Source organism: Methanosarcina sp. (genome assembly GCF_028693135.1).
Classification (GTDB): Archaea; Halobacteriota; Methanosarcinia; order Methanosarcinales; family Methanosarcinaceae; genus Methanosarcina.
Genome location: NZ_JAQUVZ010000004.1, coordinates 84,203 through 98,497, shown reverse-complemented (window position 1 = coordinate 98,497; position 14,295 = coordinate 84,203). Strand labels below are relative to the sequence as shown.

At 43.5% G+C, this 14,295-nt stretch carries 13 protein-coding genes and 2 tRNA genes; 11 read left to right on the top strand and 4 right to left on the bottom strand.

The annotated features are described in order from the left end of the window. Window positions 1–24: 24 nt before the first annotated feature. From PHF18_RS03220 to fdhD, 5 genes are all read left to right on the top strand, one after another. Complete coding sequence (locus PHF18_RS03220; protein WP_300098223.1) at window positions 25–1,065, top strand: type IV pilin N-terminal domain-containing protein; 1,041 nt, start codon at window positions 25–27, stop codon at window positions 1,063–1,065. A gap of 58 nt (window positions 1,066–1,123) precedes the next feature. After that, window positions 1,124–2,041: a hypothetical protein gene (locus PHF18_RS03215; protein WP_300098220.1), complete on the top strand. Its 918-nt coding sequence runs from the start codon at window positions 1,124–1,126 to the stop codon at window positions 2,039–2,041. A 142-nt stretch (window positions 2,042–2,183) separates the two neighbouring features. Beyond that, window positions 2,184–3,134 carry a hypothetical protein gene (locus PHF18_RS03210; protein ID WP_300098217.1) on the top strand — a complete coding sequence of 317 codons (951 nt, stop codon included), beginning with the start codon at window positions 2,184–2,186 and terminating at the stop codon, window positions 3,132–3,134. Between the two features lie 246 nt (window positions 3,135–3,380). After that, window positions 3,381–3,713 carry a hypothetical protein gene (locus PHF18_RS03205; protein WP_300098211.1) on the top strand — a complete coding sequence of 111 codons (333 nt, stop codon included), beginning with the start codon at window positions 3,381–3,383 and terminating at the stop codon, window positions 3,711–3,713. A gap of 107 nt (window positions 3,714–3,820) precedes the next feature. Then, window positions 3,821–4,555, top strand: coding sequence for a formate dehydrogenase accessory sulfurtransferase FdhD (gene fdhD / locus PHF18_RS03200; RefSeq protein ID WP_300098208.1), 735 nt, complete (start codon window positions 3,821–3,823; stop codon window positions 4,553–4,555). A gap of 288 nt (window positions 4,556–4,843) precedes the next feature. On the opposite strand, the gene hisB is transcribed toward fdhD, so the two are convergent. The 3 genes from hisB to hisG all read right to left on the bottom strand — a co-directional run bounded on the left by hisB (window position 4,844) and on the right by hisG (window position 7,317). Beyond that, window positions 4,844–5,419: an imidazoleglycerol-phosphate dehydratase HisB gene (hisB, locus tag PHF18_RS03195; protein WP_300098205.1), complete on the bottom strand. Its 576-nt coding sequence runs from the start codon at window positions 5,417–5,419 to the stop codon at window positions 4,844–4,846. Window positions 5,420–5,574: 155 nt separating this feature from the next. Next, window positions 5,575–6,312, bottom strand: coding sequence for a 1-(5-phosphoribosyl)-5-[(5-phosphoribosylamino)methylideneamino]imidazole-4-carboxamide isomerase (gene hisA / locus PHF18_RS03190; protein ID WP_300098203.1), 738 nt, complete (start codon window positions 6,310–6,312; stop codon window positions 5,575–5,577). 135 nt (window positions 6,313–6,447) lie between these two features. Continuing rightward, on the bottom strand, window positions 6,448–7,317 hold the full coding sequence (gene hisG, locus PHF18_RS03185; RefSeq protein WP_300098201.1) for an ATP phosphoribosyltransferase: 870 nt from the start codon (window positions 7,315–7,317) through the stop codon (window positions 6,448–6,450). An 865-nt stretch (window positions 7,318–8,182) separates the two neighbouring features. Here hisG and PHF18_RS03180 point away from each other — a divergent pair. After that, window positions 8,183–9,379: a methionine adenosyltransferase gene (locus PHF18_RS03180; RefSeq protein WP_300098199.1), complete on the top strand. Its 1,197-nt coding sequence runs from the start codon at window positions 8,183–8,185 to the stop codon at window positions 9,377–9,379. 365 nt (window positions 9,380–9,744) lie between these two features. Here PHF18_RS03180 and PHF18_RS03175 read toward each other — a convergent pair whose 3' ends face one another. Beyond that, entirely contained in the window at window positions 9,745–10,083 is a 339-nt protein-coding gene (locus PHF18_RS03175; protein ID WP_300098196.1) for a protease inhibitor I42 family protein, read from the bottom strand. A gap of 222 nt (window positions 10,084–10,305) precedes the next feature. Between PHF18_RS03175 and PHF18_RS03170 the strand changes: the two genes are divergently transcribed. From PHF18_RS03170 to map, 5 genes are all read left to right on the top strand, one after another. Beyond that, window positions 10,306–10,419 (top strand) — tRNA-Tyr (locus tag PHF18_RS03170). Window positions 10,420–10,530: 111 nt separating this feature from the next. After that, a tRNA-Asp gene (locus tag PHF18_RS03165) sits at window positions 10,531–10,603 on the top strand. A gap of 325 nt (window positions 10,604–10,928) precedes the next feature. Continuing rightward, entirely contained in the window at window positions 10,929–11,567 is a 639-nt protein-coding gene (locus PHF18_RS03160; protein WP_300098193.1) for a hypothetical protein, read from the top strand. A 189-nt stretch (window positions 11,568–11,756) separates the two neighbouring features. Then, window positions 11,757–12,938, top strand: a complete 1,182-nt coding sequence (locus tag PHF18_RS03155; protein ID WP_300098191.1) for a Xaa-Pro peptidase family protein — start codon at window positions 11,757–11,759, stop codon at window positions 12,936–12,938. Window positions 12,939–13,347: 409 nt separating this feature from the next. Beyond that, window positions 13,348–14,238 carry a type II methionyl aminopeptidase gene (gene map / locus PHF18_RS03150; RefSeq protein ID WP_300098189.1) on the top strand — a complete coding sequence of 297 codons (891 nt, stop codon included), beginning with the start codon at window positions 13,348–13,350 and terminating at the stop codon, window positions 14,236–14,238. Window positions 14,239–14,295 lie beyond the last annotated feature (57 nt).

Genomic DNA, 14,295 nt, shown 5'->3' with positions numbered 1-14,295 from the left:
AATTTTAAGAAGGTGACGTTTATCGTGGTGGGTAAAAAATACAGGGCACTTGGCCAGGACTGCCAGGCAGTTTCAGAGGTAATAGGCCAGGTGCTAATGTTAGCTATAGTTGTGCTGGCTTTTGCTTCAATCGCCGCATTCGTGTTTTCAGAGGAGGAGGCGGCAAATCCCCCTCATACGCCAAAAGCCGACCTGCAGGAAACAATTGACACTGACACTAATACCGTAAAGATCTTCCACAGGGGGGGAGAGGCTATCGACCTGAAAGATGTGAAAATTGTTCTCAACATCAATGGGCACCCGGAAGAGTTTGATGTATCAGACCCTTCCGACCCTGGCGTTAACTACAGTGCCACAAACAATGTCCTGATGGTCGGGGACGAGATTGTAATCAACACGAACCTGAGCAGGGGACTCGACCTGAAGAGCACGGATACCGTTGACATGTACTTTGTACACATTGGATCGGATCAGGTAATCCAGAGAGTTATGCTCCAGAGCGGAAATGAAGAAATCGAAATGGATGAGGAAATCAAAAAGGAAGAGTATAACGGAAAAAGCCTCCCTGATTGGATAACCCCTCATCCGAATGGAAGCGCTATAAACGAAATCGGTGCCTCGGCACTGACCATAACAGTCGACGAGCCGAAAGATGGGCAGTTCATAGAGATCATACCGCCAAAGGGTTCTCTGGGTTCCAAATATGAGGAATTCACTTTTGGAATAAAAGCTTCGGAATTAGGCATTAACGAAAATTTTAATGCCACATTAAAGGTCGATTATTGGAGACATGACTCAAGTAGTGATGAGATTGCTCTCGAACTGAATGACGGCAACCCCAGCGATTGGATACAAATTAAAACGTGGGAATATAATGGAAAACCTGCATCGGAAAAAGGCTGGGTTATGGACACAGTGAACATTCCTTTGGAGGGGAGTGTGTCCAGCACCACTGAGCTGGAGAACATCAAAATCCGGTTTGTGCCCAGCACAAAGTCAGGCTCTAATAACTGGAATAAAGCCCTTCTGATTGATTTCATAGGAATTCATATAGAAAACCTGTAATCAGACAGGGATTGAAAATATTAGAAAGACGGAGTAGGGTTGAAGATTTGGGGAAAACATGACAGAAATTAGAGATAAAATGATAGGAGTAAATAAAGACCCTTTCATTGAGTCAAAATCTGCTTCATCGACAGCTATAGCAGCTATTTTGCTTTTAGGAATAGTATTTTCAATTTTTTCCGTGGTCCATCTTGGATATTATCCGGAATGGAAAGCTGATGAAGAACATTCCCGCGTGGCCAATGTATGGGAAGACATGACAGAACTCAAGTCACAAATAGACAGGACTACATTACTCCTGATTTCAGACCCAAATTCCTCTGCCCCAAAAATAACCAGGAATATACCCCTTCACATTGGAAGCTGGCAGATGCCTCTAATCGGCACCATGACGTCCAGAGGGGTCGTTTCAGTGAACACCAACCGGTGCAAAATGACTATAACTCCGAAAAATGGCAATGAGACGGTCATCAACTGCGGCACAATTGCATATCATTCGAACAATAAGTATTATGTGGATCAGACTTTCAAGTACGAAAATGGGGCTTTGATTCTTGCGCAGAAAGAGCAGTCGGTTATGAAACTTTATCCTTCAATCCGTGTCTCCGAAGTTTCGTCTGGAAACTACAGCTTTTTAATTAATGCCGTAGAAGTCCAGGGTTTAGAAGATACCCTTTCATCAAACTCAGACAGTTCTTTTTATTTGAAAGATTGTGCTTTTGATACCCTCTATGATGGAAACGTGGACTCCTTCGTGTTAACAATAGATACTGAACACCCTGACGCATGGGAAACTTATTTTAACGAAATGCTGACCGGAGCAGGGCTGGAGAAAAATGAAGATTATGCCCTTAAACTCACTGAAAACGATAGTCTGTCCTTTTCGTTTCCGGAGGATGGGAGCACAAATCGCCTTTCCAGGCTTTATGTTGGAAAGACCGCAGTTAATGCGGAACTTGTGAATGGATTAAGCTGAGCTCTTAAAGCTTAATTTTTGCACCTCCATTACCTCACAAATAACATAATGAATTTTATTGGCTAAGATTTAAAAAACGGGAATTAAAAAAGTGATCTGAGTAAAAAAAATATTTAATTAAAAAAATACGTGATGTCCCGCTATGAAGACCAGAAAGAACAAAAGCAGGGAAAAGGCCAGGAAGAGCCTCTTCAACTCAGAATCCGCAGGAGCCACAGTAATTGCGGCAATACTGCTGATGAGCATCATATTTACTGTGCTTACAGTGGTAAGGACTGAATATGTTCCGCAATGGAAAACTGATGCCGAACAATCGCATATGAGTGAAGTCCAGAACGATATGGCCGAACTAAAATCAACGGCAGACATGGTCTCCCTCTTCACGGCCTCAGACCAAAATTCTTCAGCCTACGGTTATTCAGTAACTGTTCCATTTACCATGGGAGGAGGAGAAATCCCTGTTCTGGAACCGTCGAAATCAAGCGGGACACTATCAGTGAACACAGAACGTTACAGAATGGTCATAACTCCCAAAAGGCCTTCGATTGAAGAATCTCCTCAAATCGTGGACTGTGGAGGCATTACCTATTATTCAAACAACCGGCAATATCTGGATCAGGTTTTCAGGTATGAAAACGGAGCCCTAATCCTTTCCCAGAACGAGAGATCATTGATGAGGCAGATTCCATCATTCAGTATACAGAAAACTGAAGAAGGAAATTATACTGTATCGATCCAAGCAATCGAAATGAGAGGCAAAAATGATTCAGTTTCCTCGAATACCGATGCTTCTTTGAGGCTGACCGGAATTTCTGCCGGACCTATCTATGACAGCGCCGAGACAGGAGAGATTGATAATTTCACCTGCACAATTATAACGAAATATCCGGATGCCTGGGTTTCTTACCTCAAGGAAACAGCAGAAAATGCAGAGCTTGAGTATGACACGGACTATGACCTTGGTAAAATAGGCTCAGATAGCGTATACTTTTCTTTCCATCCCACCGACGGTAAAAACCTCGAGAGGCTCTACATAAGCAAATCTGTTATCCAGGCAGAACTGGGAGCTGGAGGCAGTCTGAACAGCATTTAGGAAGACGATTCTGAGTCTGAAGAAGATGATGAGGAATCCGAAGAAGAACCGACTCATGGAAATAGGATCATATTAAATAAACCTGGAATCGGGGGAGTTATTTCCTCGGGAACTTACATTCAATTTAAAAACAATGGACAAAATAACCATTACTGGGTCGAAATTGATGGAACTCAAAAGAAAATTAAAAAGAATGACATTGTAAAGCTTGTAATAGACGGAGACCAGACGTCTGGAATTGCAGATATGAGCGCCAACCAGATCACAAACTTCAATTTTAATGTTAAAATGTATATTGATGGAAAATTCGTGGATCAAGGGAAAGTCACTGGAATATGGGTGAAAGGTTATTCAGACTATGAATCGACTTTAACTTATAAACTTCCATCATACTTATCCGGCACTCAACTACAGGTTGACGAAAATGCCCTGATCAATTGGTGGCCGGAAAATGACTCTGCAATCAATCTATACAATATAGGACCATCCACTACCAATAATAACTTCCTAAGAATTACATTCGATGCAGAGAACACGTATTTTGACTGCAGTGCAGACTATGAAATAGTTAACAGCTAAGGAAGAAGAAGAAAGAAATTGCAGTTGCCTTGTAATGTACAATCAAAAAGGAAACACGATCAATGAAATAATAAGTCTGGAAAACGTATAGGAATAGCAGAAAGAAAATGCCTGAGAGATACACCACACCTTACCCTGCCAGAAGAATCCATTCCAACGGCAGGGCCGAAGACACTAAAGTACTGCTTGCAAGGGAAATCCCTGTTAAACTTTTTCTTGATGGGAAAGCTTTTACGACCCTTTTTGCATCTCCTTTTGAACTGAAAGAGCTCGCAGTAGGGCATTTGATTACGGAAGGGGTTATCAATTACGGAGAGATTGCAGGGGTTGAGGTGGAAGGTTATGATGTCCATATCCTGACTCGAAAGGAAAGCCGAACCCCACGGGATGAGGCCACCAGGGCACAGATTTTCGTAGATTCGGATGCTGTTTTTGATCCAGAAGCCATTTTTACAGGCACAGATCATCTCGAATCCGAGACCTACAAGCTCACAAGGGGTACACATCTTGCCGCCCTTATAAACAGAAAAGGAAAACTCGCAGCACATATTGTCGATATCGGCAGGCACAATGCCGTGGATAAGGTAGTAGGGACTGCTTTTCTCCAGGGGCTCGACATTTCTCAACACTATATGCTTTCCACAGGCAGGCAGCCTGCCTACATGATTACAAAAGCAGCTCGTGCAGGAATCCCCCTTGTCTCCACCAAAGCCATGCCCTTTGACTCCGGAGTTGAAGCTGCAAAACAAGCGAACATTTGCCTCGTGGGACAGCTAAGGCCAGAATCAATGCTGGTATTTGCAAATGAATGGCGAATCAAAAATAACAAAATAAAGAGTTAAAATAGTTAGAAGAGTAAACAAGTAAAAGAGTAAAACGTTAAGAATTGCTGCTAAACTTGTCCATAAGTTAGTCCTCTTGAGCGCAGCGAAAAGGACCGCGTACTGTTGCACTTACAGTGCAACTCCCAGAAAATCTCCGATTTCCTGAGATCCCAAAGCGCAATTCGGGCGAGGCGCAATTCGGGAGGGGCAGCTAAGGCCAGAATCAATGCTGGTATTTGCGAATGAGTGGAGAGTCAAAGCTACAAAATAAAGAGGTGAAAGGTGAATCTAAGTGCTGATTGGTTGTTATAGCGTCCCCTTCGTACTTTTTACCTCATTACCTTCGACCTTTACAGCCCTTTTCATTGCATAAGCAAAAGCCTTGAAGAGAGCCTCGATTTTATGGTGATCGTTATCTCCGTAGACACTGGCATGTATGGTAATTTTCGCATTTGAGGCAAGGGTCTCGAAGAAGTGTTTCACCAGCTGGGTACTGAACTGCCCTACCAGTGGGGCAACAAAATCGGCTTTCAGGACTAGATAGCTGCGCCCGCCGACATCCAGGGCAACTTCGGCAAGAGCTTCATCCATGGGGATTCTGGCTTCCCCGAAGCGGGCGATTCCTGCCATATCCCCGAGAGCTTCGGCAAGAGCCTTTCCGAGGACTATTCCCGTATCTTCAATGAGGTGATGCTCATCCACATAAAGGTCGCCTTCGGCACGCACTTTAAGGTCAAACTCGGCATGCCTGGCAAAAGAAGTAAGCATATGATCAAAAAATCCTATCCCTGTACTGACATCTGCAATGCCATTACCATCAAGGTTAAGCTCAAGCTGGATATCGGTTTCCTTTGTCTTACGGGAGATTTTGCTTGTTCTCATACAGCATCACATTCTCTTTTAAAATAATTAAATACTTTGTATTTAACTGCTTATCTCTTCCTTGCTTGTGGCCCTTATATTCGGTTTGCTCCGGAAAAATGAAAGAAAGGAGCTGATAAATAGCGCCTCTTTGAAGACAAAAACAAGCAGCCAGATCAGTCATCGAGGGCAGCCTTAATCGCATCCTCAAGAGTGAACCTGCCCATGTAAAGGGCACTGCCTACTACAACTCCTGCAGCTCCGGTTTTCTTCAGGACCTGAAGGTCTTTGAGGGAGCTTACCCCTCCTGATGCAATTACAGGAATGCTAACCGATTCCACAAGTTCCCTTGTCGGAGCAGGGTTTACACCCTGCATCAGGCCTTCAGAATCAATATTTGTAAAAAGAAGGCTCCCCGCCCCAAGTTCTTCAAACTTCTTGCCCATTTCGACAGGAGTTTGCGCGCACTCCTCAGTCCAGCCTTTGATGGAGATTTTCCCATTCTTTGCATCCAGCGCAACGTTTACACATGAGTTTCCAAAGGCACTGGAAAGCTGTTTTACAAGTTCAGGATTCTGGAGAGCAGCGGTTCCGAGAATTACCTTTGAAACCCCAAGCTCAAGAAGGGAAACTGCATCTTCAAAGCTCCTGATGCCTCCCCCAACCTGGATACTCACACCTTTCTCCTTACATACCTTGACTATTTTTTCAATAATTGGAGCATTTTTTCGTTCCCCTTCAATTGCTCCATCAAGGTCTACCAGATGAAGAGTCTTAGCCCCTTTTCCAATCCAGTCAAGGGCAACTGCGAGAGGATCATCAAGGGACACGATCTCACTTCCAGGAACACCCTGCACCAGCTGAACGCACTTTCCTCCTCTCATATCCACTGCTGGAATCACTTCAAAAGCCATAGAAAACCACATCTCCGGCATATCTGCAAAAAAACTATCTTCTGTTTCTGATCTGTTTTACGCCTGCACTATTTCCAGGTATTTTACCATTCAGGGAAGATCCTTTCAGAGAAGATCCTTTCAGAGAAGATCCATTCAGGGCATGATCCTTTCGATGGGAACGACAAGTATATCCCTTGCACCGACCTTCCTGAGCTTGTTTACCAGGGTAAAGATCAGGTCTGCATCCACAACGGAGTGAACAGCAAGGAATGATTCTGAAGACGATTTGCTGGACTCAACCTTCATAACTGTTGGGCCTGACATTCCTGGAAGAACCTCTTTTACTGTTTGAAGAGCGGCTTCGGGAACGTTCATCATCAAATAGCGCTTATTCTTTGCATTGAGCACACTCTCGAGTGCAGTTTTTATATCCAGGATTTTGTCCTTTTCCCTGAGGCTTTTTTTGTTAGCGATCAGATGGACCGTGGAAGAAAAGACGGTGTCGATAGCTTTCAGGTGGTTTATCAGGAGAGTTGTCCCGGAACTTGAAATGTCTACAATGGCGTCTGCAATTCCCACATGAGGAGTCATTTCGCAGGCCCCGCTGACCTTTATAACTTCAACGTTAACTCCAAGGTTTTTGAAGTACTGGTGCGTGATCTCCGGAAACTCAGTTGCCACTTTTTTGCCTTCAAGATCCTGTGCATTCTGGAAAACAGAGTCTTCAGGAACTGCCAAAACAAGGCTCGCTCTCCCGAATTTAAGGTCCAGGAGAGCCTCAACATTTGCCCCTCTTTCTGTAATCAGGTCCATTCCTGTAATACCTACATCTGCAGCTCCGTCCTGTACATACTCAGGTATATCAGCAGCCCTGGCAAAGAGAATATGAATCTCAGGGTCTGTAGTTTTTGCAAAGAGTATTCGGCTTTCGGCTCCTCCACTGATGGGAAGCCCTGCATCTTTAAAAAGAGACATTGTGGGTTCGTGAAGGCGCCCTTTATTGGGTATTGCTATGCGAATCATCTGCTCTGTCCTCTAATAAGTGATCTAAGTGATCTAATAAGTGATCTAATAAGTGATCTAATAAGTGATCTAATAAGTGATCTAATAAGTGATCTAAGTGATCTGCCGGGAAGCTTACCTCCGGGTATGCTCATTCCATATAAAACATTTATCCAGAATACTCTTGTATAATATAGACTTCACGGTAAGTTTCAGTGCAAACCTTTTTTTCAGAACCCCTGTTGATAAGGATAATTCGGGTTACATTGTGAGAAATTTTCACACAAAGGGGATAGACTAATTTTTTGGTACTAAAGCCGAAAGAAAGCCATTTGAAAGAGAAGTATTACCCACGGTAATGAATAGATGGGAAACATTATATAGCCGTAGTAATTTAATAGAAACGGACTATCGAGTCATATAAATAATAATATCAATGTTGTAAAATCATAAGTCAACTACCCCACGCTCAAGCAGTGGGGCTTGCAAAAGCCCTGGTTGACCAGCCTGAGTCTTAATTGACTACGTTGGAAATGTCATGATACCTACGAATGCTTCCTCAGTTTGTAGCTCTATCGTGTAGCATTAAAAGTCCTGAGAGGTAGGGGCGGTGTGCTACACCTAACAAGCATATCCAACATTGGCGAGGGGAGACGGTTTTCCAAAACCGTGTTACCTGCTACGGAAATTCGTTTCCAAAGCAGAGTGGAGAAATCCAAACGTGGAACGGAATGCCAGAAAGTTGACGGCATTCCTCCCTGCGCTAAAGCAACAGGGCTTCCTGCCTGTCACATGTGATTAAGCCAACAGACTAAAGATTAATAAAGCGGTAATATTAACATCTAGCAATAAAAGTTACCAATAATTTTGAAAAAAGAGGATCCAAATGGCCCGAAATATAAAAGTGGAAGAGCTCTTGCAAACCCCTATCGAAAAACAGCGGATAGAGCTTGTAGAACGCAAAGGAATAGGGCACCCCGACAGCATCTCGGACGGACTTGCCGAAGCCGTAAGCCGAGCGCTATGCAGGGAATATATAACCAAATGTGGAGCTGTACTCCATCACAACACTGATGAAACCCAGATTGTAGCCGGCAGATCCAGCCCGAGATTCGGAGGAGGAGAGGTACTGCAGCCCATATATATGCTCCTTGTAGGCAGAGCCACTAAAGAGTTCGAAGGTACCGAGCTTGCCACCGAGTCCGTAGCCCTCCAGGCTGCCCGTAAGTACCTGAGAAACACCCTGGTGAACATGGATCTAGAGAGAGACGTGATCATGGACTGCAAACTCGGAACAGGATCTTCAGACCTCAGAGACGTCTTCAAGAGAGACAGGGTGCCGGTTGCAAATGATACCTCTTTCGGAGTTGGGCATGCCCCATTTTCTGAACTTGAAAATATCGTTTACAATACAGAGCGTCAGCTCCTTACCGATCTGAAGTCCCGCATGCCTGCAATAGGAGAAGACATGAAAGTTATGGGGCTCAGGGATGGGGAAGATATAACCCTTACTATATGCAGCGGCATGATTGGAAGGTATATTGACGATCTGGACAGCTACATAAGCATGACTGAAGAAATGAAGACCTATGTGGAAGAGCTTGCAACTCACTATACTGAGCGGGATGTGAAAGTCCAGATAAACACAGGTGATAACCTGAAAACAAGCTGTATCTTCCTTACAGTCACCGGCACCTCAGCTGAAATGGGAGATGACGGATCAGTGGGGCGTGGAAACCGCTGCAACGGGTTGATCACACCTAACAGGCCAATGAGTATGGAGGCAACCAGTGGAAAGAACCCGATTAACCATATCGGAAAAATCTACAACCTCCTCTCGACACAGATGGCTCGGGATATCGTACAGCAGGTTCCGGAAGTACAGGACGTCAATATCAGACTACTTTCCCAGATCGGAAAGCCCATTGACCAGCCACTTGTGGCAAGCGCGCAGATCATTCCAAAAGAAGGCACCTCCTTTGCAAAGGTCAAATCGGAAGCTGAAGTTGTAATTGACGACTGGCTTTCCAATGTGACGAAAATTACAGAAATGGTTATCAGGGGAGAACTGAACACCTTCTAATAAAACCAAAAATATCTGAGGCAAGAAAATATCGAGGGGAACCTTCGGGTTCTTTTCACATCTTTTTTACTGTACCTGTCTTAACAGTCAATCCATTAACAGTCAATCCATTAACAGTCCATGATCTTAAAATGAGATTTTTAAACAGGACCTGCCATACAGATAGGATTTTTCAGGAGTTTTTTAACCTTTCAGGTATTCTTGCCGAAATCAAGTATTTTAAGGCTTCTCAGTGGGTAAGATTACATTTTCAACTGTCGTGTTCAACTGTCTTAAAAAGATTATACTTTCAGCTATGTAAGACAGGTTTTTAATATTCTCAGGGAACCTCCAAAAAATAAAAATATTTTAATTCAAGGAGGTTTTTAGATAACCTTAACAGTTAGTTTGAACTTTTCCTCGCCTCCAAAACGGAAAATAGTATAAATACCTTCAATTTCCCAGGTGCCTGGTTTTACAGCCTCGTATTCCCATTCATGAACCCCTGGAACAGTCTTTGTATCCGGGACATCAGGAGTAAACTGTTCCCGGAGAAGTTTAAGGCCCTCCTCGACCTCCATCTTCCATACAGTTTCAGCAACAGGTTTATCCTTACTGTACATGTGCTCTCCGGGTTGGTCCCTGAGTTTTATCACAAAGGTGTCTCCAAGGTTGATGCTGACCGTATCGAAACTATTGGCATTCGTAAAGATTTGAGCGACCATATTCCATATCCCTTCGGTATTATGAGATCAGTTCATTTTCTTACTGTAATTATGCTATATGTCCTCTGTAATATACAAAAGTATTTTTGATAAATATGGAAAATGTTATAAATGTAAGCTATAATCACTCACCCTAGCGAAAACCATAAATACCATCACCATATATGGAGATGGTGCACTGAGGCAGTGTAGCACTATGCAACACTGGATCAGTATCATCGTCCCGCCTTAACTCAGTGGTAGAGTGCGCGGCTGTAGTTCGGCTCGTGCGGGAAATATCCCGTACATTTCTGCGCAGGCACCGCGATGTCCCCGGTTCGAGTCTGGGAGGCGGGACCTGGAACTTAATCCAGAATAGACTCAAGTCAACGGGAACATTTATATATTAAAGATGCATTTAAGATTTGCTCGCAGCGCGGGCAAAACAGCAACTAAAAAGACAAAAGTGTCCGGATAGTGTAGAGGCCTATCATGGAGCCCTGTCGAGGCTCCGACTCGGGTTCGAATCCCGGTCCGGGCGCTTCTTTATTTTCAATAAGATTACTTTACATAATTGATTATACACTTATGTAATGGATCTGTTTTGATATAATTTATGATTTTTTTAAGTACGGTTCGGTCTTTATTTTAATCAACCCCCGCTCCTGAGATTCCTGACCCTGAGTACCTTGCTCTGAGTACTTTACTTCTGCTCTACCCTCCTGATTTTTCGGAACCTTTTAACTTTCACATACAGGTCAGAACCATCTCTCGAAGCTCTGGGAACTTTTTCCGTAAAAAACATGTAAAGAGAGACAAATACAGGAATAAAGCTGAAGTAAAAGCTGAAGTCGGAAGGTACAAAAATGGGGATTGAATCCCATACTCCGGATTGTTCCGAAGAAAGAGCCAGCAGATTTAGCGATCTCTGCAAGAAGATGAAGAGTACAAGAGAAAAAATGGAAGAAGAGACTCTCATTTTTATCGAAGCCACCAAAATTTTCTCCCTGGAATGGATTCAAAGGGAAATAGAAGTAAACGTGCCCCCTCTGAAAAATGAAGGTTATTCTGAAAATGTGGAAAGTGGCAAAGATAAGTTGAATAAACTGTCACGCCTGAAGGAAATTCATTCCCAAATTCCACTTATTGTCGAAGAAAATCTCAACCGTGATGAGTATTGGGTTCACAGGAATCAACTTCTTCAGGCAGACACCTCCCGCGACTACCTTGAGTTTAAAAAAGATAGAATGAAGAGGGGGCTTACATCAAGCATTCGAATGATTCTGGGCTGCGCGGCAGAAGTTTTCGCTAACCTGAAAGATGAAGATCCTGAAGACAGTGTATGGGTGAAAGAGCGGGGAAGACGAAAATACATATGTATTCTCAGGTTTTCGGATGAGATGACAGCTTCCCTTGACCGCTATTTCACAATGGTCGAGGAGCTTTTAGTTCTTGGAAACGAGGTGAATGAGATTGAAAAGAAGAATGAAGAAAGGGAAAGATGAAAAATGAAAATAAAAAGGGAAGATAAAAAAGAGAAAATAAAAAAGTAAACCAGGTAAAAAAGTGAATCATGCGACACTTAAATGAGAAATACCCCTGTTAAATTTGTGTCCCATGCTCAGGATACATATACAAGCCCGCCTGCAAGCTGACGATAACACCTTTATTCACGGACACCAGATTAATCCTACATGACAGAGCCAGACTTCAGCATAAAAAAAGCCCTTGAGGAAGCAGGAACAGATGCTTACCTGATGACCGGGGGCATTCATAATGCCGATATTTACTATGCAACCCACTTCCTGGCATCGGACGATTTCATTTATCTGCAAACCGGAACCGGGAAAGAAGTTATGTTCATTTCGGAAATGGAGCGCGGAAGGGCTGAAATAGAGTCAAGGGTTTCGACTATAAAAACCACTCAGGACTTTGGCTACCGCGAAAAAATTAAGGAGAAAAAGGATGTCTCTATTGCCTATGCAGCCTGCGTATCCGAACTGCTCCTTGAAGAAAAAGTAAAAAAAGTTGCAGTTTCCTACGATTTTCCGGTCTTTTATTCAAACTATCTTACAGAAGCAGGTTTTACCGTAGTCCCTATAAAAAGCCCTTTCAGGAAAATGAGGAGCGTGAAGAGACCGGAAGAAATCGAATCTATAAAGTATGCCCAGATGGCTGGGGAAAAGGCTATGGAAGCGGCAATTTCCCTGATAGAAGGAGCAGAAGAAAGGGACGGCACCCTCTATTTTGAAGGGCATGTCCTTACCGGAGCTAAAGTGAATTCAGTCATTGACCATACTCTGCTGGATTTTGGGTGCGAAGCCGAAGAGACAATTGTCTCCTGCGGGGAAGATACTTCAAACCCTCATGGAACTACGGAGGGGCCTCTCAAGGCAAATGCTCCGATCATCCTGGACATTTTCCCAAGGAGCAAAAAGAAGCGCTATTTTGCGGACATGACGCGGACCGTGCTCAGAGGGGAGGCTTCAGAAAAACTAAAGGCAATGTATGAAATTGTATTTGAAGCCCAACAAAAAGCTCTGGGAATGGTAAAACCCGGAGTTTCGACCTCTGAAATACACAGTGCAGTCTGTGACCTCTTTGAGGCACGAGGTTATCATACTTACAGAAGTGGAGCAAAAGCCGGATTCACACACTCTACAGGCCATGGGGTCGGGCTTGACATCCATGAACTTCCCGGCGTAGGAGAAAACAGTGTGCTTCTGGAGGCAGGTAATGTGATAACAATCGAGCCCGGGCTATATTATCCGGAAATTGGGGGGATCCGGCTTGAGGATATGGTTCTGGTTACTGAAACAGGGTGTGAAAACCTTACAGGATTAGAAAAGAAATTTGTATTAAAATCCGTCATATAAATTAAACAACCGGCTTGTAATCAGAATTTGCCTTAATTTGCCTTATATAGCCCGAAGTGACGGGAAACAAGCATAAATACGGCAGGAATCTACCATAATAAGGGTTTATAAATCAGGTTTGCACAGATCGGATTTCATAACCAATCCTATGGCAGAATACTGCTATAATAAGGCTTCAGGCAGGATAAAGCCATTGTATAGCCATTATATAGCCATTACATAGCCATCACATAGCCATTACATAGCCATTACATAGCCATTAAATAGCCATTATATAACCATTATATAACCATTATATAGCCATTATATAAACCATTATATAGCCATTATATAAACCATTATATAGCCATTATATAGCCATTATATAGCCTGGAAACGTTTATGAGAAATCATCCAGTTTGAGGTAAACATGACAGATAATGTATACAACAGAGAAGATATCCTTGAAAAGTACAGAGAAGCAGGCAGGATTCTGAAGATTGTCAGAACTGAAGCTGCAGATATGGTGAGAGTCGGAAACAGTCTGCTTGAAGTTGCTGAATTTGTGGAAAAGAAAACCATAGAACTTGGAGGCAGGCCTGCCTTCCCCTGCAATATCTCAAGAAACCAGGAAGCTGCCCACGCGACCCCCAAAGCAGGGGATAAGGATGTCTTTGGAAAAGATATAGTGAAGCTGGACCTCGGAGTCCATGTAGACGGATACATAGCAGACTCAGCAGTAACTGTGGACCTTTCAGGCAATTCCGACCTCGTAAAAGCCTCTGAAGAAGCCCTTGCAGCAGCCATTGACCTCATGAAGCCGGGAGTCTGCACAGGAGAGGTCGGAGCTGCAATAGAGGAAACGATCCGCAGCTACGGCTTAAATCCTATTATGAACCTCACAGGCCACGGACTTTCTCAGTATGAAGCCCACGACAACCCCGCAGTACCCAACAAACATGTAGAGGGTGGAGTTGTCCTGAAGGAAGGAGATGTGCTTGCAATCGAACCCTTTGCAACTAATGGAACGGGCTTTGTACACGACGGCAGCTGGGCAGAGATATACAGCGTTATACAGAAAAAACCTGTACGTCTGCCAGCAATCAGAAACATCCTGAAACAGGCAGAAGAGTATAGGGGACTTCCCTTTGCAAAGCGCTGGCTCAATTCAGACAAACTTGAATTTTCATTAATCCAGCTTGAAAAAGCCAGAATTATCCACTCTTATCCCGTACTTATTGAAAGTGCCGGAGGGCTTGTGTCCCAGGCAGAACATACGCTAATAATAACCCGGGACGGATGTGAAGTCACAACAAAATAAAGCCCGGACCAAAAAACAGAAAAACGAATCGGATGAAAGACGAATAAAAAAGAGTTG

Bases quoted from the DNA above. Each gene is read 5' to 3' on its own strand.
- PHF18_RS03215 (WP_300098220.1), top strand. From the start codon at position 1,124: ATGACAGAAATTAGAGATAAAATGATAGGAGTAAATAAAGACCCTTTC.
- PHF18_RS03210 (WP_300098217.1), top strand. From the start codon at position 2,184: ATGAAGACCAGAAAGAACAAAAGCAGGGAAAAGGCCAGGAAGAGCCTC.
- PHF18_RS03205 (WP_300098211.1), top strand. From the start codon at position 3,381: ATGAGCGCCAACCAGATCACAAACTTCAATTTTAATGTTAAAATGTAT.
- fdhD (WP_300098208.1), top strand. From the start codon at position 3,821: ATGCCTGAGAGATACACCACACCTTACCCTGCCAGAAGAATCCATTCC.
- hisB (WP_300098205.1), bottom strand. From the start codon at position 5,419: ATGAGAACAAGCAAAATCTCCCGTAAGACAAAGGAAACCGATATCCAG.
- hisA (WP_300098203.1), bottom strand. From the start codon at position 6,312: ATGGCTTTTGAAGTGATTCCAGCAGTGGATATGAGAGGAGGAAAGTGC.
- hisG (WP_300098201.1), bottom strand. From the start codon at position 7,317: ATGATTCGCATAGCAATACCCAATAAAGGGCGCCTTCACGAACCCACA.
- PHF18_RS03180 (WP_300098199.1), top strand. From the start codon at position 8,183: ATGGCCCGAAATATAAAAGTGGAAGAGCTCTTGCAAACCCCTATCGAA.
- PHF18_RS03175 (WP_300098196.1), bottom strand. From the start codon at position 10,083: ATGGTCGCTCAAATCTTTACGAATGCCAATAGTTTCGATACGGTCAGC.
- PHF18_RS03160 (WP_300098193.1), top strand. From the start codon at position 10,929: ATGGGGATTGAATCCCATACTCCGGATTGTTCCGAAGAAAGAGCCAGC.
- PHF18_RS03155 (WP_300098191.1), top strand. From the start codon at position 11,757: ATGACAGAGCCAGACTTCAGCATAAAAAAAGCCCTTGAGGAAGCAGGA.
- map (WP_300098189.1), top strand. From the start codon at position 13,348: ATGACAGATAATGTATACAACAGAGAAGATATCCTTGAAAAGTACAGA.